16 protein-coding genes are annotated in these 19,583 nt (G+C 38.3%); 7 read left to right on the top strand and 9 right to left on the bottom strand.

All coding sequences use genetic code 11. The features are described 5' to 3' along the window. Positions 1 to 132 precede the first annotated feature (132 nt). From surE to ACNKXV_RS03860, 5 genes are read left to right on the top strand one after another with little or no spacing between them, the layout of a single operon-like run. Positions 133 to 915 (top strand): 5'/3'-nucleotidase SurE, encoded by a 783-nt coding sequence (gene surE / locus ACNKXV_RS03840; protein ID WP_417906380.1) that lies wholly within the window; start codon positions 133 to 135, stop codon positions 913 to 915. Next, positions 908 to 1,189 (top strand): hypothetical protein, encoded by a 282-nt coding sequence (locus tag ACNKXV_RS03845; RefSeq protein ID WP_417906381.1) that lies wholly within the window; start codon positions 908 to 910, stop codon positions 1,187 to 1,189. Before surE ends, ACNKXV_RS03845 begins: the two co-directional genes overlap by 8 nt. 1 nt (position 1,190) lies before the next feature. Next, positions 1,191 to 2,303, top strand: a complete 1,113-nt coding sequence (lpxB, locus tag ACNKXV_RS03850; RefSeq protein ID WP_417906382.1) for a lipid-A-disaccharide synthase — start codon at positions 1,191 to 1,193, stop codon at positions 2,301 to 2,303. Next, a complete protein-coding gene (locus ACNKXV_RS03855) occupies positions 2,303 to 2,854 on the top strand; it encodes a C40 family peptidase (protein ID WP_417906383.1) in 552 nt (183 codons plus the stop codon). The genes lpxB and ACNKXV_RS03855 overlap by 1 nt, the downstream gene beginning before the upstream one ends. Positions 2,855 to 2,887: 33 nt before the next feature. Next, positions 2,888 to 4,918, top strand: coding sequence for a ComEC/Rec2 family competence protein (locus tag ACNKXV_RS03860; protein ID WP_417906384.1), 2,031 nt, complete (start codon positions 2,888 to 2,890; stop codon positions 4,916 to 4,918). Here the strand turns inward: ACNKXV_RS03860 and ACNKXV_RS03865 are convergent. From ACNKXV_RS03865 to ACNKXV_RS03875, 3 genes are all read right to left on the bottom strand, one after another. Further along, positions 4,915 to 5,457 carry a thioredoxin family protein gene (locus ACNKXV_RS03865; protein WP_417906385.1) on the bottom strand — a complete coding sequence of 181 codons (543 nt, stop codon included), beginning with the start codon at positions 5,455 to 5,457 and terminating at the stop codon, positions 4,915 to 4,917. The two genes, ACNKXV_RS03860 and ACNKXV_RS03865, sit on opposite strands and share 4 nt — an antisense overlap. A gap of 80 nt (positions 5,458 to 5,537) precedes the next feature. Next, positions 5,538 to 7,151, bottom strand: a complete 1,614-nt coding sequence (locus ACNKXV_RS03870) for a peptide MFS transporter (protein WP_417906386.1) — start codon at positions 7,149 to 7,151, stop codon at positions 5,538 to 5,540. 16 nt (positions 7,152 to 7,167) lie between these two features. Next, positions 7,168 to 9,384, bottom strand: a complete 2,217-nt coding sequence (locus ACNKXV_RS03875; protein ID WP_417906387.1) for a S9 family peptidase — start codon at positions 9,382 to 9,384, stop codon at positions 7,168 to 7,170. A 180-nt stretch (positions 9,385 to 9,564) separates the two neighbouring features. Here ACNKXV_RS03875 and ACNKXV_RS03880 point away from each other — a divergent pair, with 180 nt between their 5' ends. Beyond that, positions 9,565 to 10,881 (top strand): hydroxymethylglutaryl-CoA reductase, degradative, encoded by a 1,317-nt coding sequence (locus tag ACNKXV_RS03880; RefSeq protein ID WP_417906388.1) that lies wholly within the window; start codon positions 9,565 to 9,567, stop codon positions 10,879 to 10,881. Then, positions 10,881 to 11,801, top strand: coding sequence for a GYDIA family GHMP kinase (locus ACNKXV_RS03885; protein ID WP_417906389.1), 921 nt, complete (start codon positions 10,881 to 10,883; stop codon positions 11,799 to 11,801). Before ACNKXV_RS03880 ends, ACNKXV_RS03885 begins: the two co-directional genes overlap by 1 nt. Positions 11,802 to 11,849: 48 nt before the next feature. On the opposite strand, the gene ACNKXV_RS03890 is transcribed toward ACNKXV_RS03885, so the two are convergent. From ACNKXV_RS03890 to ACNKXV_RS03915, 6 genes are all read right to left on the bottom strand, one after another. Further along, the gene (locus ACNKXV_RS03890) at positions 11,850 to 13,970 is read right to left on the bottom strand and encodes a peptidylprolyl isomerase (protein WP_417906390.1); all 2,121 of its coding nucleotides are present in this window, start codon (positions 13,968 to 13,970) and stop codon (positions 11,850 to 11,852) included. A gap of 93 nt (positions 13,971 to 14,063) precedes the next feature. After that, positions 14,064 to 15,350, bottom strand: a complete 1,287-nt coding sequence (locus ACNKXV_RS03895; RefSeq protein WP_417906391.1) for a hemolysin family protein — start codon at positions 15,348 to 15,350, stop codon at positions 14,064 to 14,066. 189 nt (positions 15,351 to 15,539) lie between these two features. Beyond that, positions 15,540 to 16,106: an LPS export ABC transporter periplasmic protein LptC gene (gene lptC, locus ACNKXV_RS03900; protein ID WP_417906392.1), complete on the bottom strand. Its 567-nt coding sequence runs from the start codon at positions 16,104 to 16,106 to the stop codon at positions 15,540 to 15,542. Position 16,107: 1 nt separating this feature from the next. Further along, positions 16,108 to 17,481, bottom strand: coding sequence for a hypothetical protein (locus ACNKXV_RS03905; protein WP_417906393.1), 1,374 nt, complete (start codon positions 17,479 to 17,481; stop codon positions 16,108 to 16,110). An 18-nt stretch (positions 17,482 to 17,499) separates the two neighbouring features. Then, positions 17,500 to 18,744 (bottom strand): BamG family beta-barrel-assembly machinery protein, encoded by a 1,245-nt coding sequence (locus tag ACNKXV_RS03910; protein ID WP_417906394.1) that lies wholly within the window; start codon positions 18,742 to 18,744, stop codon positions 17,500 to 17,502. Next, a complete protein-coding gene (locus tag ACNKXV_RS03915) occupies positions 18,741 to 19,472 on the bottom strand; it encodes a type III pantothenate kinase (protein WP_417906395.1) in 732 nt (243 codons plus the stop codon). The genes ACNKXV_RS03910 and ACNKXV_RS03915 overlap by 4 nt, the downstream gene beginning before the upstream one ends. Positions 19,473 to 19,583: the final 111 nt, after the last annotated feature.

The raw sequence follows: 19,583 nt of genomic DNA on the forward strand, positions 1-19,583 counted from the left end.
CGTCATCGCGTGGTTACTATAAGTACAGTAAAAACTGTGCCAATAAATTATATAAAGCTGACTAATTTGCCAAAGCACTAATATAAGCTTTCCATATTTAAATTCTTATTTTAGCAAAACCAAAAATAACCCATGAAGAAGAACAAACCATTGATTCTGGTTACCAATGATGATGGTATTACCGCCCCCGGAATAAGAACCCTTATTGAAGTTATGAAAGAGCTTGGCGACGTGGTTGTTGTCGCTCCGGATAGTCCGCAAAGTGGAATGGGTCATGCCATTACCATTAGCGACACTCTTTATTGCGAAGAAGTTACCATCAAAGAATCTTATAAACACAAAGAATACAGTTGTTCCGGTACACCAGCAGATTGCGTAAAGATCGCAACTCAGGAAATCCTGCACCGCAAACCAGACCTTTGTGTTAGCGGAATAAATCATGGCTCCAACTCCTCCATTAATGTTATTTATTCCGGAACAATGAGTGCTGCTGTTGAAGCCGGGATTGAAGGGATTCCTGCAATTGGTTTTTCCTTACTGGACTACTCTTTAAATGCCGATTTTGAGCCGGCACGTAAATTTGTAAAAGCTGTCACCAGAAATGTCCTAAAAAATGGACTTCCTAAAGGCGTGGTGCTTAATGTGAACATTCCTAAAGGAACCGAAAAAGAAATTAAAGGCATCAAAGTTTGCAGGCAGGCGAATGCACATTGGGAAGAAGAATTTGACAAACGAACTAATCCTCAAGGTCGTGACTACTATTGGCTTACGGGAACCTTTGTAAATAAGGATGATGGAGATGATACAGATGAAAAAGCCTTACAGGATGGATATGTTTCTGTAGTTCCGGTGCAATTCGACCTTACTGCACATCATTTTATAAATGATCTAAACAGCTGGGAACTTAATGATTAAGTGGAACCTACTTACCGGGTTTATAACAGGGATTGCCGCAAACATTGCCGGCGTGCTTCTTTATGTTGCTTTGGGTTCCAAAGCAGGTATAGACGCCACTTTAGCCGATGCGGTTCATAATGGCTATCTCGGCAAAATAATTGCCTTAGGATCAGTTTTAAATTTTGTTCCTTTTTTCATTTTTCTTCGGAAGAAGCAGAATTATCATGCCCGCGGAGTTTTGCTCGCGACCATCACCATTGCCATAGGAATCGCAATTTACAAATTCGTTTAAGATGAAGTATTATATCATAGCCGGAGAAGCATCTGGAGACCTCCATGCCTCCAACCTGATGAAAGCTTTGAAAAATACAGATCCGCAAGCCGAATTCCGGTTCTGGGGTGGCGATCTTATGCAACAGCAGGGCGGTACTCTGGTAAAACATTACCGCGAACTTGCTTTTATGGGATTTTCTGAAGTGATCATGAACCTGAAAACTATTTTTAGAAATATTAAATTCTCCAAGGAAGATATTCAGGCTTATAATCCGGATGTGATAATTTATGTGGATTACCCCGGGTTTAACATGAGAATTGCCGAATGGGCCAAAAAGCAGGGGTACAAAAATCATTATTACGTTTCTCCGCAGATATGGGCCTGGAAAGAAAATCGCATTAAAAAGATCAAAAGAGATATTGACGAAATGTTTGTGATCCTGCCTTTTGAAAAAGAGTTCTATAGCGATAAACATGATTTCCCCGTACACTTTGTTGGCCATCCATTGCTGGACGCCATTGATAAACGACCTCCTGTAGATATAGAATCATTTAAGAGAAATAACGGATTAGATAATAGACCGGTGATTGCTTTGTTACCCGGTAGCAGGAAACAGGAGATAGAAAAAATGCTGGAGATAATGCTAAGCATTACCGCAGATTTTAAAGAGTATCAATTCGTAATCGCAGGTGCACCCAGCCAGGATGTAGAATTCTATAAAAGGTTTACCAAAGGATCCAATATAGGATTGATCATGAATAAAACTTATGACATCCTTAGTATAGCCCATGCGGCATTGGTAACTTCAGGTACCGCTACCCTTGAAACTGCGCTTTTTAAAGTGCCGGAAGTTGTGTGTTATAAGGGAAGTTTTATTTCTTACCATATCGCTAAGAGGATCATTAACCTGGATTATATATCACTTGTAAATTTGATAATGGACCGCGAGGTGGTAAAGGAATTGATCCAGAATGAATTCAATTCAGAGAACCTCAAGCTTGAATTACAAAAAATTCTGAATGAAGATCAAAGAAATAAGATCTTCAGGGATTACCATGACCTGGAATTAAAACTTGGCGGGAAGGGAGCCAGTGAAAATACAGCCAATTTGATCTATAATGCTATCAAGTAATGGAACAAAACACGCAAAGATCGGTTTGTAGATTTGTTGTTTTAGCATTAACAGTTATGCTGTTAAGCTCCTGCGGCACGAGATCTAAAGTAATTACGCAAAAAGAAGACCGCAGCCCGCGACAATCCCATAGGTATGAGGACTTAGAAAAACCTGAAGCTGTTGAAAATGTTGCTGAAGAAATTGCAGCTAACGCCAAAAAATTTGAAGGCACGAAATATAAGTATGGTGGAACTACAGAAAGTGGCATGGATTGTTCCGGCCTGGTATATGTATCCTTTCTTGAAGAAGGAATCTCCTTGCCCAGAACTTCAAGAGATATGTCACTACAAGGCCGCCGATTGTATCTTGATGAAGTCACTCAGGGTGATTTGTTATTCTTTGAAACCAACAAAAACAGGAAGGTGATCAATCATGTAGGCCTGGTTGTAGCTGTTAATGATGAGCATATTTATTTTATTCATTCTTCAACTTCCCGGGGCGTTATCATTTCCTCATTATCAGAATCTTTCTGGAAAAATAATTTTGTAATGGCGCGCAGGGTGATCTGATTTTTTCTAAATTTCAATTAGAAAAATCACACCTTGAAGGAATTTCGTTTTATTTTTCTTCGACTTTGCCTTTACCTTATTACCGGAATTCTTTCAGCATTCTGGTTTCGGGTGGATTCCAGCATTATCCTATTTCTTAGCTCAGTTATTTTACTATTCTATTTCATTATTTTTTTCCGGGGTCAAAAAGAGATTTTTCAGGGTGCATCCATTGGAATCATAAGTTTTATAATGGTCTTTTGTCTGGGCTACAATCTTACCCACTTTAAAATTCCGGAATTTCAACCATCTCATTACTCAAATTTTGATCTCCCGGCCAATAGTATTTTACAGGCTGAAGTCTCCGAAGAACTTAAAAAGACCTCTGTCTATGACCGATATATTATTAAAACTAAAAGCATTTATCAGGAGGAACTCCAAAAAACAGAGGGCAAACTCCTACTAAATATAAAAGCCGATACCGCAGGCTCAAACTTCCTGAAACCCGGCGACATTATCCTTTTGCCTTTTAAACCTGAAGCATTTAATCCTCCATTGAATCCGTTCCAGTTTGATTATGGTAACTACATGAAAAACCTGCAAGTGGAAAAACAAATCACCCTTGATCCAGGACAAATTGAGGTTACCGGTCACCATCCTTCACTATTTGCTTTTGCCCAGAACTTAAGAGAAAAAATTATATCAGATCTTAAAAATTACCAACTTGGGAAAGAAGAACTCGCCGTTTTTCAGACTTTAATTCTGGGTCAAAAAAGGGATATTTCCCCGGAACTATATAAAAGTTATGCCAGTGCCGGGGCACTGCACATTCTTGCCATAAGCGGTTTACATATTGGAATTCTTCTGCTTTTCCTCAATTTCGTATTCAGGCCGGTTTTAAAGCTTAAAGGTGGCAGGATCATAAAAACTATTCTTTTAATTCTTCTCCTCTGGGGCTTCGCCTTATTAACCGGCCTAAACCCATCGGTTGTAAGAGCAGTTGGGATGTTTTCGTTTATTGCGGTGGGGATGCAGTTTAAAAGGAAAACCAGTGTATTAAATGGACTCTTTCTATCCCTGTTCTTTTTGCTACTTATAAATCCCTATTATCTGTTCCAGGTAGGATTCCAATTGAGCTACCTTGCGGTCTTCAGCATTATAATCTTCCAGACGTTTATTTACAGGGTATTCACTTTCAAGTTTAAACTCATGGATTATTTCTGGAAGCTGATCTCGGTTAGTTTAGCGGCACAAATAGGAATTTTACCCCTTAGCATTTTTTATTTTCATCAATTCCCAGGCTTATTCCTTATTAGCAATTTATTCATACTTCCTTTTCTTGGGATCATCCTGGGACTGGGAATTGCCATTATTATCCTGAGCCAAATCAATTTTCTTCCGGAGTTTATAACTGATGTCTTCGGAAAACTTCTTGCCTGGATGAACTATATAGTTGTTGAGATAGGTAGTTTGGATCAATTTGTAATTTCAGGACTCAGTCTTAGCAAAATACAATTGCTGGCAGCCTATGCTTTTATTATAAGCCTGATCTTGCTGTTGAAGTTCCCTGGTTTCAAAAGAATAAGCTATTTACTGATTTCAATTATTATCTTTCAGCTGGCGAGTCTTTGGAATGTCTTAAATATTCCGGGAAATCAGCTGGTCATTTTCCATAAGACGGGGAAAACCATTATTGCAGAAAAGAAAGGTCTTGGTGCAACTTTCTATAGTGATTCCAGTGTCACTCCCATTGTTACCGACTGGCAAAGAGAATATCGAATTACCAAAATTCAGCAAGATTCCATACCAAGGGTGTTGCAAGCCAATGATAAGATATTATTTGTCGTAGACAGCGTCATCCCGATTGCTAAATTTAAGATCAAGCCAGATTACCTTTTATTAAAAAATAGTCCCAGAATCAACCTGGAAAGACTTCTGGATAGTATACAGCCTGATATTGTAATAGTCGATGGTAGTAACTATGCATCGTATGTCAAAGTCTGGAAACAAACTGCCGAAACAAAAAAAATCCCTTTCCACTATACCGGTGAAAAGGGAGCATTTATATTGAATGAAGGCTTCTAGCTGGAGAAGGTACTTTTAAAGTCCTTTTGATATTTCTCCCATTGTTCTTCTGTTTTTACCGTTTTATAGTCATCTGTAGCGAAGATCTTTAAAAATATCTCCAGCTTATCCGGGGTTAGATAACCCTTTAATGGTGATAGAAAATCTCCTTTTTCATCGAAAAAAACCATGGTTGGATAAGCAGAAACTCCCATGGCCAGAGCAAATTCGTGCACCGCATTCCTTCCGCTTTTATTAGGATCGTAGTTAGGGTTTTTAAAAACTTTATCCCTGTAGTTTATCACTTCATTACCTTCAGCATTAAACTTAACCGCATAGTAATGTTTATTGATATAATTTATAACGTCCTTATTTCCAAAAGTGTTTTTATCTAGTAATTTACATGGTCCACACCAGGTTGTATAGGCATCGACAAATATTTTCTTCGGCTTGGCCTTCTGTGCTTTTAAAGCTTCATTCATGCTCATCCACTTAATTTCCTGCGCCTGTAATGTAGAGACAGAAACGATCAAGCTGAGTAAAAAGAATATTTTTTTCATAGTTTAAATTTAATTAAAAGCCCTTAAAACAAAAAGCGTTCCTAAAATGAGGAACGCTTTTTTATCTGGTAATTGGAATATTATCTTATTCCATGCATTTTCTTGATCAATATTTTGTTGATCAATAACATGATCAATCCCATGATAATTGGTACGATAGTAAATATTAGGAAGAATACAGATAGTCCATAATTTTCAGAAATACTGTCAATATAACCTCCGGTATATCCACCCAGAATACCTGCGATGAAGTTGGCAAGGAACCAAATTCCGAACATTAGTCCAACAAGTTTTTGTGGTGACAATTTACTTACATAACTCAATCCAACCGGCGAAACACATAATTCACCAATAGTATGGAAGAAATAAGCCAGAATTAGCCATATCATGCTCACAGATGCAACTTCAGCTCCCTGTGGGATCCCAAATGCTCCGTAAGCCAATGCTGCGAATCCAACTCCTAACAGGATCAATCCGATTCCGAATTTTACCGGTCCGGAAGGATTCAATCTGCTTTCCCAAATCTTTGAGAATACAGGAGCAAACAAGATGATAAATAATGAGTTTAGAACAGAGAACCATGATGCAGGAACTTCTGCAGTCTCCTCATTGAATTCATTATAAAGCATCCAAATTACAATTCCCCAGATGATAACAAAACTTAATCCCAGGAAAAAATTTGACTTGGCATATCGCCCAAAGATTTGTTTAAACAGAGACAACAATACCCAGGTTATTACCATTAATGGTATAATGGTGATAATAGCATTTATAACCTTAAAAGTAAGCGCCTGCCCACCCACAAGATCTCTATCGGTATAATCTGCCGCGAAGATTGTCATCGATCCACCGGCCTGCTCAAATGCCCACCAGAAGAAAATAGTAAAGAATGCAAATACAGAGATTACCATGATCCTGTCCTTTTTAACTGCAGGAGATACTTCAGGTTTCCCATTTTCGTCTTCACTATCGTCTACAATAGCTCTTCCGTGGCTATCTTCAACTTCTCCTTTTATAGTATGATCATCTACATAATCATCTTTTTTCTTAGGTTTTAAGCCTATTTTTCCGAAGATCTTCTGAGCAAAATAGAACTGAAGCATTCCAAAGAACATAAAGATACCAGCCAGACCAAAGCCCCAGTGCCAGCCTACTTTTTCACCAATGTATCCACATAAAAGAATACCAAGGAATGCACCTGCGTTGATCCCCATATAGAAAATGGTATAACCGGCGTCTTTCTCTTTATCCTCAGTTTTGTATAACTGACCAACGATAGAGGAAATATTCGGTTTAAACAGTCCGTTTCCAAGGATCAATAAAAGCAGACCTAGGTAAAAGAACATGTTAGTAAATCCTTCCAAAGCCATAGAAGCATGCCCAAGAGTCATAATAAGGGCTCCAAGAACCACGGCCTTTCGATAACCAAGAAATTTATCTGCAATCAATCCTCCGAAGATTGGAGTAATATAAACAAGCCCTATATACCATCCATAAAGGATCAGGGCATCCTGACGTGCCCATTCCCATCCATTTTCCATAATGGAAGCGGTTAGGAAAAGCACCAATAAGGCACGCATTCCATAATAGGAAAAACGCTCCCACATTTCAGTAAAGAAAAGTACGAATAGACCTGAAGGATGCCCCAGGACCGTTCTTTGATTATATTCAGAACCTCCGAATTTAAATTCCATTGTTATCTAGTTTTAATTAAAGTTTTTCAAGTATAAAATCTGTCATCATCGTATAAAGATGCAATCTGGTATTACCGCCATAAATACCGTGATTTTTATCAGGATAAATAGCCCAGTCAAATTGTTTGTTAGCCTGGATAAGCTCTTCTACCATTCTCATGGTATTTTGCAAATGCACATTGTCATCACCTCCACCATGAATAATTAAATAATCACCTTTAAGTTTATCCACATGATTTAAAGGAGAGTTCTCATCATAACCTGAAGGGTTTTCCTGAGGAGTTCTCATATACCTTTCTGTATAAACCGTATCGTAAAATCTCCAGCTGGTAACCGGTGCCACGGCAATTGCCATAGAAAATACATCATTCCCTTTAAGCAAAGCGTTGGAAGACATGAATCCACCATAGCTCCAACCCCAGATCCCAATTCTCTCGGCATCTATATATGGTTTTTCACCAAGCTTTTTAGCGGCAGCGATCTGATCTTCCACCTCATATTTTCCAAGTTCTTTGTAAGTCACCTTTTTGAATTCGGCACCTTTAAAACCGGTTCCTCTTCCATCTATACAAGCGATAATATATCCCTTGTTTGCCAACAGCTGATACCAGTAATCATTCGTATTAAAATAAGAGTTAGAAACCGACTGAGATCCTGGTCCTGAATACTGAAACATCAATAAAGGATAAGCCTTATTCTCATCAAAATCTGAAGGTTTGATCATCCACATGTTAAGATCGTTTCCGTTGATCTCAATTGTCGACAATTCTTTAGGGGAAAAGTCATACCCGGCAACCTTTTCAAGTAAGTTCTTATTATTTAAGATCTCTCTTACCGTCTTCCCATCTTTTGCAGAATGTAGTGTATACACCGGCGGAGTATCCACACTTGTATATGAGTTGATGAAATAAGTGAAATCTGCACTAAAATCTGCAGAGTTCATTCCATCTCTCGAAGTAAGTCTCTTTTTGCTTTTTCCATTTGGCTTAATGGAATACACATCGCGATTTACACTCCCATTTTCGGTACTTTGATAGTAAATACGCTTAGCTTTTTTATCGTATCCGTAATAATTGGTCACTTCCCAATCACCTTTGGTGATCTGATCAATCAGTTTTCCTTTTTCTGAATAATGATAAATATGATTCCAACCATCTTTTTCACTGGACCAGATGAAGCTGTTATCCTCAAGGAAGGTTAGATTATCAGTAATATCAACATAAGCCTTATCCGTTTCATTAAGAATCACTTCTGCCGTATTAGTTCTCGCATCTACAAAAAGTAGATTAAGGTCGTTCTGATGGCGGTTTAATACCTGAACACTTAACAACATAGGATTAGCACTCCACTTGATTCTTGGAATATAGAACTCCTTCAAAGTATTAAGTTTTCCTTCTGAATCTTTAGAAGCAAGATCTTTCATGGATGCAAGATCGATCTCCTGTGCAGTTTTAGATTTTACATCAAACATGTGCAAACTAACCTTTGAATTGGATTCACCGGCTTTAGGGTATTTGAAAACATGTTGGTTTGGATACAAATCCTTCCCGAACATATCCATTGAAAATTCAGGCACTTCAGATTCATCAAATCTTAAAAAGGCAATTTTTTCCCCCGTTGGGTTCCAGGCAAAAGCTTTTACAAAAGAAAATTCTTCTTCATAAACCCAGTCTGTAATTCCATTGATCACGCTATTGATCTCTCCATCCTTAGTAACCTGTGTTCTTTCTAAAGTTTCAAGATCCAGGATATAAATGTTGTTTTCAAAAACATAGGCAAGGCTAGAATTATCCGGTGAGAAAGATGCTTCCTGTATCTTATTATCAGATACTTTTAAAAGCTCTTTGCTTTTTACATCATAGACGTAAAAAATTTCTCTGGAAGATCTTCGGTAAATAGGTTCCACCTCTGTAGATAGCAAGATTTTGCTTTCATCTTCACTAAATTTAAAGGCATCGAAAGAATCGATTTCATTTAAATCTGCACTGCTAAGCAGCGTTCTGGTCTTCTTTCCGGTCTTATAACTATAGATATCGACACTGGTATTTCCCGAGTTTCGGTCCCGGTTCATCACCACATATTCTTTTCCGTTATTCAAAGATTGTAGAGACCTTAGAGTTTCTTGTCTAAACTCTCCTCTCCAGATTTCCTCTAAACTAACTTTTTTATTTTGTGCAGTAAGCAGAGAAGTTGTTGCCAGAAGAAAAGCAACTAGTATTTTAGGGAACTTCATAAAAATTACAGAATAATTATTGCAGGCCAAGTTTACTAAAATTTAACCAAAATATGACTATGCATACTTGTTAAATACTAACAATGTGTTAAGAAAATTCAGTTTTTAAACCTTGAAACCCCTGGTTTTGTTATTGTCTAAAAATATGCTTTGTATCTTTGCGCTCCTGAAACAGAAAAAATGACAAAACCCGTAAACGGATTTTCCAAACTTACCAAGAACGAAAAGATAAACTGGCTTGCAGAGCATTACCTGAGTAACGACCCAGCCACCATCGAAGTTCTTAAGCAATATTGGAATAATGATGAAGAGCTTCAAAAGCTTCATGATGAATTCATTGAAAATACAGTTTCAAACTTTTACCTGCCTCTGGGACTTGCACCAAATTTTCTAATAAACGGGAATTATCATGTGATCCCAATGGCTATTGAAGAAAGCTCTGTGGTAGCCGCAGCAAGTAAAGCTGCAAAGTTCTGGAGTGAACGCGGTGGTTTTAAAACCAGGGTACTTAATATGACCAAGATTGGTCAGGTCCATTTTCTCTATAATGGCGAAAAGCAAAAACTGGAGAAATTATTCGCTGAAATTAAACCGAAATTAATTGAAGCGGTTAAGCCTATCACCCGTAATATGGAAAAACGAGGAGGTGGGATTCTAAATATTGATCTGGTCGACAAAACGGAAGACCTGGAAAATTACTACCAGCTTTTTGTAAAATTTGACACCCGTGATTCCATGGGCGCCAATTTCATAAATTCCTGTCTGGAGAAGTTTGCCGAAGTTTTACAGGAAGAAGCCCATAACTGTTCAGATTTTACCGAAGAAGAAAAAGACCTGAAAATAATAATGAGCATACTTTCCAACTATGTACCAGAATGTATTGTTCGGGCTGAAGTTTCCTGCCCCGTTGAAGACCTTTCTGAAGACAAGAACATGACCGGCGAGCAGTTTGCTGAAAAGTTTATTCAGGCCGTTAGAATTGCTGAAATAGAACCGTACCGCGCAGTTACTCACAACAAAGGCATCATGAATGGTATCGATGCTGTGGTACTGGCAACAGGAAACGATTTTAGAGCGGTTGAAGCAGGGATCCATGCTTATGCTTCAAAAAACGGAAAGTATTCAAGTTTGACCCACGCTAAGGTAGAGGATGGTATTTTTAGTTTCTGGATGGAGATTCCTTTAGCCCTTGGAACCGTGGGCGGATTAACCAGCTTACATCCTCTGGTAAAACTGGCTTTGCAGATCCTGCAAAATCCTTCAGCCGAAGAATTGATGAAGATCACTGCTGTGGCGGGACTGGCTCAGAATTTTGCAGCTTTACGTTCCCTGACTACAACCGGAATCCAGCAAGGACACATGAAAATGCATTTGATGAATATTCTTAACCAGAATCAGGCGACAGATGAAGAAAAGAATGAACTGGTTGAGTTTTTTACCCATCATACCATCACCCATAGCAGCGTTATTGAACAACTGGAAAAACTACGCTCTTAATGCAGGAATTTCGAAGTAACGGGAAGATCTTATTAACCGGAGAATATGCGGTGCTGGACGGCGCAAAATCACTGGCCCTGCCCACAACAAAAGGACAGACACTAAAAGTCGATGGAGGCGAGCAAAACCTGCTAACCTGGAAAAGTTACGATGAGAAGAATAAGGTTTGGTTTGAAACCCGTTTTAAAATAAACGAGGGTGATTTCGAATTAGAAATCTCAACGCAAGATCCTGATTCCGGAAAAATCACCACCCGGTTACAACAAATTCTGAAACAACTTTTTAAAATACATCCGGAGAAATTCATAACGGGACTGGACATTTCAACCCATTTGGATTTTAACCGAAACTGGGGTTTGGGAACTTCTTCAACCTTGATCAATAATCTGGCACAATGGATCGATACAGATCCCTATCAACTGCTTGCTGAAACTTTTGGAGGCAGCGGATACGATATTGCCGCAGCGCAAAATGATCATCCCATAACTTATCAACTTACTCAAAAGGGAGTTTCTGTATTTACAGCCGACTTCAACCCTGAATTCAAGGATGAGTTATTCTTTGTCTATTTAAACAAAAAGCAGAATAGCAGAGAAGCGATTGCGCATTACAGAAAACAAGATCCAACGCAGCTACAGGAGCTCATAGACAAGATATCCGGGATAACCGAGCAGATCATCCACTCAACGAACCTTACGGAGTTTAAAATGCTCTTACAGGCTCATGAAACCTTAATTTCCAAAACCATTCAGCTACCCAGAATCCAAAAGCAGCTATTTCCGGATTTTAACGGATTGGTGAAAAGTTTGGGAGCCTGGGGTGGAGACTTTGTGCTTGCCACAGGAAAGGAAAAAGAAAAGGAATTCTTCCGCCAAAAAGGATATCAGGATATTCTGGATTATAATGAACTTATAAAATAAAAAAACCTCACCAATTGGTGAGGTTTTTTTATATCTGGAAGATAAATCCTAGTAGAACTTACCTCTGTTATCTTCAATTTCTGCCTTTTTCTCAAGAGCTTCAAATACTCTCATCGCAGCCTGTGCTCTTCTGGCAGCACTTTCTTGTTGTGCATAAGACTTATAAGAATCCATAGCAGGTGCTTCGAATTTACTTACCAATTCTGCAACATAAACTCCTTTTTCCCCGGCAATAGGCTGAGTTACCTCACCTGCCTTTAAAGAGAATACTGCTCCAACAACTTCCGGCTCAGAACCTGCTCCCGGAAGAGTAGGACTGTTAAGGTTCACTGCATCTGCAGTTTGTACACTTACACCCTGATTGTTTGCGATCTCCTGTAGAGAACTACCTTTAATTCTTTCTTTGATCAGTTCAGCTTTCTTTTGTTTTTTCAAGATAGGAGTAACCTGAGCAGCTGCTTCTTCAACGCTCATCAATCCTTTTTCTTTCTTAGAAGTTAACTGAGCAACGATATACCCATTGTTGGTATCGAATCTTCTAACATCACCAACTTCAGCTTCTTCATCAAATGCCCACTGCACTACTCTTCTCTGAGCTCCTGCACCAGGAATATTTTCATCAAGTGCCTGTACATCTTTTACAGTACGCACTTCATAATTTTCTTTTTTAGCAACTTCACTGAAGTCATCTTCAGAAGCTGAAATTTCGAATTTTGTTACTTCATTGAACAAGCTGTTCATTGTAGCTTCAGAAGCCTGGATCTCTCTGGCCAAAGTTGCTACTTTAACTGCACGTGCAGCTTCAGTTTGTTCGTTTATAGCGATCACATGGTAACCAAGACCTGTTTCCACAACTCCAACATCACCAGTTTTATTTTCGAATACATAGTTCTCAAATTCAGGGATCATCATTCCCGGAGAGAAATAACCAAGATCTCCACCACGCATGTTATTGGAAGTATCTGCAGAATATTCTGAAGCCATTTCAGCAAATTTCTCGCTGTCTCCTTTAACTACTTTAGAAATACTATCAGCAAGAGCCTTAGCCTCAGCTTTAGTTCGGTTAGCAGTAGCACCCAACTGAGCACCTTTGTAAGTAATAAGGATATGACTTGCTTTTACTGAATCTGGAATAACACTGGTTTCAACAACCTTGCTCAATTTCCAGTATCCATTTTCTTTATAAGGTCCAAAAGTTTCTCCTTCATTTAAATTGAAGATCGCCTCTGCATTGTCACCTTTTAGATCATTTCTAAATTTGTAACGTCCATCATAAGGAAGATCAGAGTTGGTTCCAAGAAACTCAGCGTAATCTGAAGTTGTATCGAAACCTGGAAGAGTATCATTTGCACCAATAGCTGCATTATATTCAACTCTCTCGCTTCTTAGAGCAGCAATTTTTTCTTTTGCCTCTTTCTCATCTTCAGCTGAAGCAGTTTCGTTAAAGATCACATATTGTAAACTTCTTGAAGCTTCAGTTTTATATTTTGATGAATGTTTCTGGATATAAGATTTAATATCAGATTTTGACACTTCTACCTCGGTATCCGGAATAGAAGAATAAGGCACCTGAACAAACTTCATGTTGATATTGTCATTCTGAAGTTTATAAACCTGCTCTCCTTCTAATAGCGTAGCTCCAACACCAACACTCACCATATTGTAGTAAGTATTCATTTTGGCAGTTTTAGCCAGGTTAGTAGTAAAATCCTGCCATTGTGCATAAGCTTCAGGAGATGTAGCCTTTAAGTTTGCCACATATTCTCTAAGCTTATTCTCGTCAAACATTCCAACTTCGTTAGAAAAGTTAGGATTTCCTGCCATTTGAGTTTTTACCAGGTTAGTAACCTGAGCCTCACCAGCACGAATTCCAAGCTTTTCAACTTCTTCTTCAAGAATAACCTGTCTTAGTTTTTGATCCCAAACACGATTAACCGCCTGAGTAGTACTAATATTATTACCCATGTTTCTTTCGAAGGCTTCAACTTCTCTTGCAAAATCTTCCCTGTCTATCTCTGTCCCGTTAACGGTTGCGATCACATTTTGAGAATTCTGCGAGCTAATACCTCCACTTTTGATCACATCGGCCAAAACGAAAGAGAATAAAGCCAATGCAATGATAATAATCAAGAAAACAGACCTTTGTCTGATTTTATTTAATACTGCCATTTGAATTTAAATTTGTCAAAATATAGGGGGCGAAAATAAGGTTTTTAGGCTAATAATAAAATTTAAAATTAGCAAATTCTTAACTTTAAATTTTTAGCCTTCAGGATTGATTTTCAGCTCTACCAGTTCGATTTTGGTATTGGAAGTTTCCAGGATTTTAATTTCAAGCTCCTCGATCTTAATAACTTCTCCTTCCTGCGGAATTTCTTCGGTATGATTTACTATGAACCCACTTAAAGTCTCATAATTCTCTCCCTCAGGAATTTCTGTTCTATAGGTTTCATTAAGATAATCAACCTCTAACCGGGCCGAGAATTTAAAATGATCTTCGGCTATCTTCTCTTCAATAAGCACTGCAGAATCATGCTCATCTTCAATCTCTCCAAACAATTCTTCCACGATATCCTCTACGGTCATCATCCCGCTGGTGCCACCATATTCGTCGATAACCACCGCAATACTTTTACGCTTTTTGATAAGAATGTTCAAAATATCCTTGATCCACATGGTTTCTGGAACAAAGATAACCGGCAATAAAATGGATTTTATAGACCTGGGATTTTTAAAAAGTTCAAAAGAATGCACATATCCAATGATGTCATCTATGGTCTCATTATAAACCAGAATTTTGGAAAGGCCTGTTTCTGTAAAAGTCTCAACAAGATCACTTGGAGCCAGCTTTTGATCTACGGCAATGATCTCGGTTCGCGGGATCATCACTTCTCTGGCTTTGATTTCTGAAAACTGAAGTGCGTTCTGGAAGATCTGGATTTCACTATCCACATCCTCATGCTCTTCCACGGTTTCCATTTGTTCACTGATAAAATTCCCAAGTTCGACTTTGCTAAATGCCAATTGCACTTCGTCACCATCGGTTTTAAAGAATCTTTTCAGAATAATATCTGAGATCCAGATAACGAATGAAGAAACAAAACTAAAAAGCAAATAGAATATATACGCCGGCACTGCGAACAGCTTAAGCATACTATTGGCATAGATCTGGAAGAAAACCTTTGGCAAAAATTCAGCTGTAAGCAAGATCACCAGGGTAGAGATGACAGTTTGAGTAAGGAGACTCAGGTCAACTATGAGATAAGACAGAACACTGCTGGATGTTTCGATTCCCGCTAGCCAATGCATTAGGAGATCTCCCATAAAAAACCCATACACTACAAGGGCAATATTATTCCCCACCAGCATGGTTGCTATAAATTTAGATGGCTTTTTTGTTAATCGCTTAAGAACGGTAGCTAAAAAGTCGTTTTGTCTTTTTTCGATCTCAATAAAGATTTTATTGGAAGAAACATACGCGATCTCCATGCCCGAGAAAAACGCAGAAAGTATAAGCGAGCAAACTATGATAAATATCTCAACCTCCATTCAGGTTATTTATTACGTTCTTCCAACTTGCGCCTAAAGCGCCTTTTGAAGAAGAACATGAAAATAGCGATAGCCACAAAAAACAGAAAAAGGTAAGCTCTTTGTCTTTCCGTATTCCAGATTCTAACTGCCTCGAAAAGAAAAAAGCCTGCGAATAGCAGATATGCATATTCAAAATATCTAAAAAATTTACTCATCGTCTTCTTCTATAATTTGTATTCCGGTATTTGTTCTTGAACGAAAATTACTGAAATCCTGATTAGAATCAAAACCCAGATCTTCGGTATACGATCCGTCAGGGAATCTTATTTTATTAGGCTTATCTGTAAAAACCCAGCTTCTATCCTGATCCCAGAACAACTGACTTGCTTCAAGCCTGGTACTATCAGCCGTAATGATCACCACATTCCCCTGCAAATCTATGAGCTTTGTCTTTTCATAAACTATCCCATAATCGGCTACTACGGTATTCTTTTTATTTTTTTCGTCGAAGAATTCCACTTCAACTCCCTCAGGAAACTCCCGGTAAGGAAAATCCTTATTGGTAAAATCAAGCATCTTCGGGCTTTTTAAAGTCGCCACCAGCCTGCCTGAATCTGTAAATTTTAAATTGATACCCGAGGCTATTGCCTGCGGTGCATCTTCTTCCGTGCTAAAGGCACGTACCTGCTGTAAATTACCTTCACATGAAAAAAGCATTGTCACGCCCAAGAGCGTGACAATGCCATAAATAATATTACTATATGTAAGTTTCATCTTATAGGTTCGGGATACGAACGGTCTCACCAATCCAACATCCTACAGAAATTGCTTCTCCTACAGATCTGCTTGACTGGAATACATCAGACTTCTGTGGTGCTCTACCTCTGTAGGCAGCAGCAGCCTGATTTGCGTTACTTGAAAGCGAAGGATCTACCCTTGCAGCTCTCGAAGCATATTCAGCAGCTAACCAGTAAACAGCTCTTTTAGTAAATGTATCATCACCACAGTTGTTGGCACTTTGAGCATACATACTTGCGATTTGTAAGTAAGCACTACCTAAAGATGGCTTAGCGTCAAGAGCTTTTCTATAGAAAGTTCTTGCCTGACCAAAGCTTCCTTTTTCTTTGTAGTTATTCGCGATTCTATAATAGATCTTCGCTTTATCTGAAGGCTTAGTTTCAAGCTCAGCTGCTTCGTTATAATATTGAAGTGCTTTAGTTCTGTTTCCTTCAGACTCAGCTAACTGACCAAGTGAGTAAGCAGACTTTGCAGATGGCTCTAATTTGTGTAAAGCTTCAGAAACCTGGATAAACAATGGATCCTCTGTACAATCTTTAGCTGAAAGTCTTGCGTTGGCATTTTTCAACCAGTTAACATCAGTCTTTTTGGCTTCAAAATCTTTCTTATACAATGGCACAAGGTTATCACAATCTGCTCTCGCTCCAAGCTTAGCGTTGATCGCCTGCTTTACTTTACTATAATTAGCAAGGTTGATCTCAGCATATTTAATAGATCTCTTTTCTTTAGAAGTCAACTCTTCACCTTCTTCCTGCTTCTTTAAAAGCGGAGCAAGATTTTCAGCAGCTTCGTTCTCTTCTTCTTCGATCTTAGTAAAAACCCTATCGTAGTTATCAAATACATCCTGAAGAGTCTTATCTCCTGCATCCTGCATTTCAACCATCAGGTCAAAATACGCGTACAAACCTTTAGGACTTTTAAAGTTGTCCTTATCCTCGGTATAAGCTTTATGGAAAGCTTCGTATTGTTCTTCTTTACTTCCTATTTTATTATCGAACATTAAAAGAGCGATATCTGAATAAACCTTTCCTTTTTCAGTTTTGGATGGGTAAAGCTCAAGTCTTTCTTCCCATACTTTCATCAACTCTTCAACAAGTTCTTTTTTATCCCCTTGTTCAGCCTTATCGATCTTATACTCGATCGCTCTTTCAAGATACTGATAAGTAGCGAGGCTGTATTTTGGGCATTCCTCTCTAACTTTCATCAAAGCAGGGTAGGCAGAATCATAATTTTTAGCCTTGGCGTCATCATAAGCCAATGCTGCAGTAGTGGTACAATCTCCAGATTGTGCACTTACAGCACCAGAACCAACAAGGGCTACCGTTAATAGTGCAAGTAATCTCTTTTTCATTTTTCTAGTTTATTGTGGTTAATCAAATTTACGTTTCGTGAACCATTTATCGTTAAAAGAAAGTCCTACAGACAGTCTTAAAAAGTTTTCCTGAATTAAACCGGAATCTTTGGTACCTCTTCTACCTAGCTCGATTCCAAGGTTTGCATTGGAAAATAATTGTCCAACTGGTAAGCCTAACCCAAAAGACATGCCAAACTCATTAATTGGTTCGCCGTTCACTACAAGTCCTGTCTCGTCATACCTTAACCCACCTCTGTAAACCACTCTCTCAAAGTAACTTGTAAATGAATTATACTTCGGAATAAAAAATCCACCAATAGAAAGTTGAGTTGCATCTTCAAATTCTCCTCCATCACCTCTAAAACTGAAGCTGTCTTCATAAGAAGAAGATCCAATATTAGCATATTCAGCCCCTACAAACCATTTATTAACTTTACCTATCCCTGCTCCAAAGCTTAATTTGGAAGGGAAAGTAAATTGAGTATCCATCATTTCGAGCTCTCTAACATCGATCACTCTACCTCCACCACCGGAAAAATCTACCGTTGAAACAGATCTTTTATTTTCTGAATCCAGATCCATAGAAGGTGCGTAGGTCGAGGAAACATGCAAAGTTAACTCATCTGTAATTTTATTTTGATAATTCGCTCCAAAGTTAAGGGTAAATCCCTTAATATCAGACCTATTAACATCAGAAGTTCCATATTGAAAGTCTTCCCTGTTTATACTTTGGGTATTCTGGAAGTTTCCAAAATTATAATTCGCATCTACTCCAATGCTGAATTCCTTAGTGATTGCGTATCCAGCAGAAAGGAAAACTTTATTCATCCCTCCTCTACCATTTAGCAAACTGGCTGACCCATCTTCAACATCAAGGATTCTGTATCCCACAGAAGTATAAGGAATCACTCCAAGTCCAATCCCTACTTTTTTACTTATAGGAAATCCAAGCGCCAGATAGTCCAGAGAACTGATCTTGGCATCATCAGATTTTGAATCAGTTTCCAGCTTGATACGATCGTGGCTGGCTCCAATAGCATAATTAGTAAGTCTTAAACGCCCGTATGCAGCCGGGTTTTGAAGGTTCATATGAATACTATCTGTAAACACACTAATCCCTCCCATGGATCTATTCACCACAGTCCCCTGAAAATTAGTTAAACCAATACCGTAATAGGAATAAGGGGAAGATACATTTTCCTGTGCTACAGTCGTAAATACTGAGAAAAGCGTTACGATTACTATAAATCGTTTTATCATTGAGTCTTGTTAAATTCTAGAATGAAATTAAGTCCTTCTAACAAAAAATTTGAGTTCGCAAATATGCTATTTTTTAATGGTATAGACAAAATTTGGCTGTCACCACCTGTAATTATTACTGTTAAATCTTCAAATTCAGTTCGGTAGGATTCTATCACCCCGGCTAATTCCATTTTAATTCCGTTAATAATTCCGGATAATATGCTGGTTTCGGTAGATTTACCAATAAGCTGCGCATCCGGTTTAGGAGATACTAACGGCAAATTTGCCGTAAACTTGTGTAAACTTCGAAATCTCATCTCCAGTCCCGGAGAAATAGCCCCACCCAGGTAAACCTCCTGTGCGGTTTTAATATCATAAGTAATGCAAGTTCCTGCATCGATTACCAGAACATTTTTTTCAGGATATTGATTCACCGCAGCTGCAGCTAAACCAATTCTATCCAAACCCAGACTTTTGGGAGTATCATAATCATTTTTAAAAGGAACAGGAGTTTCTGTATCCAAAACAAGAAGATCAAGATCGTTTTTGAGCTTTTCCAGATGATTCAGATCGAAATTTGTCACACTTGAAAGTATGGAATGGTCGATTTCCGGATATTTTTTCAGGATTTTTTCATATTCCGTCAAAAAATTTTCTTTGGAAAAATCCTGCCGCTCCAAAATTGTATTAGTTTGAAAAACAGCTATTTTAATTCTTGTATTCCCCGAGTCTACTACTAAATTCATTCAATTTTTCTTAGTCACGCAAAAATACAAAAGCATTTTTTTAAAATTTCCTTTGCCAGTTCCTAAAAATGAAATTATATTTGCCACCGCTTAACAAAGCAACTGGTGCCT

The sequence above is a fragment of the Christiangramia aquimixticola genome, from assembly GCF_048285835.1.
GTDB lineage: Bacteria > Bacteroidota > Bacteroidia > Flavobacteriales > Flavobacteriaceae > Christiangramia > Christiangramia aquimixticola.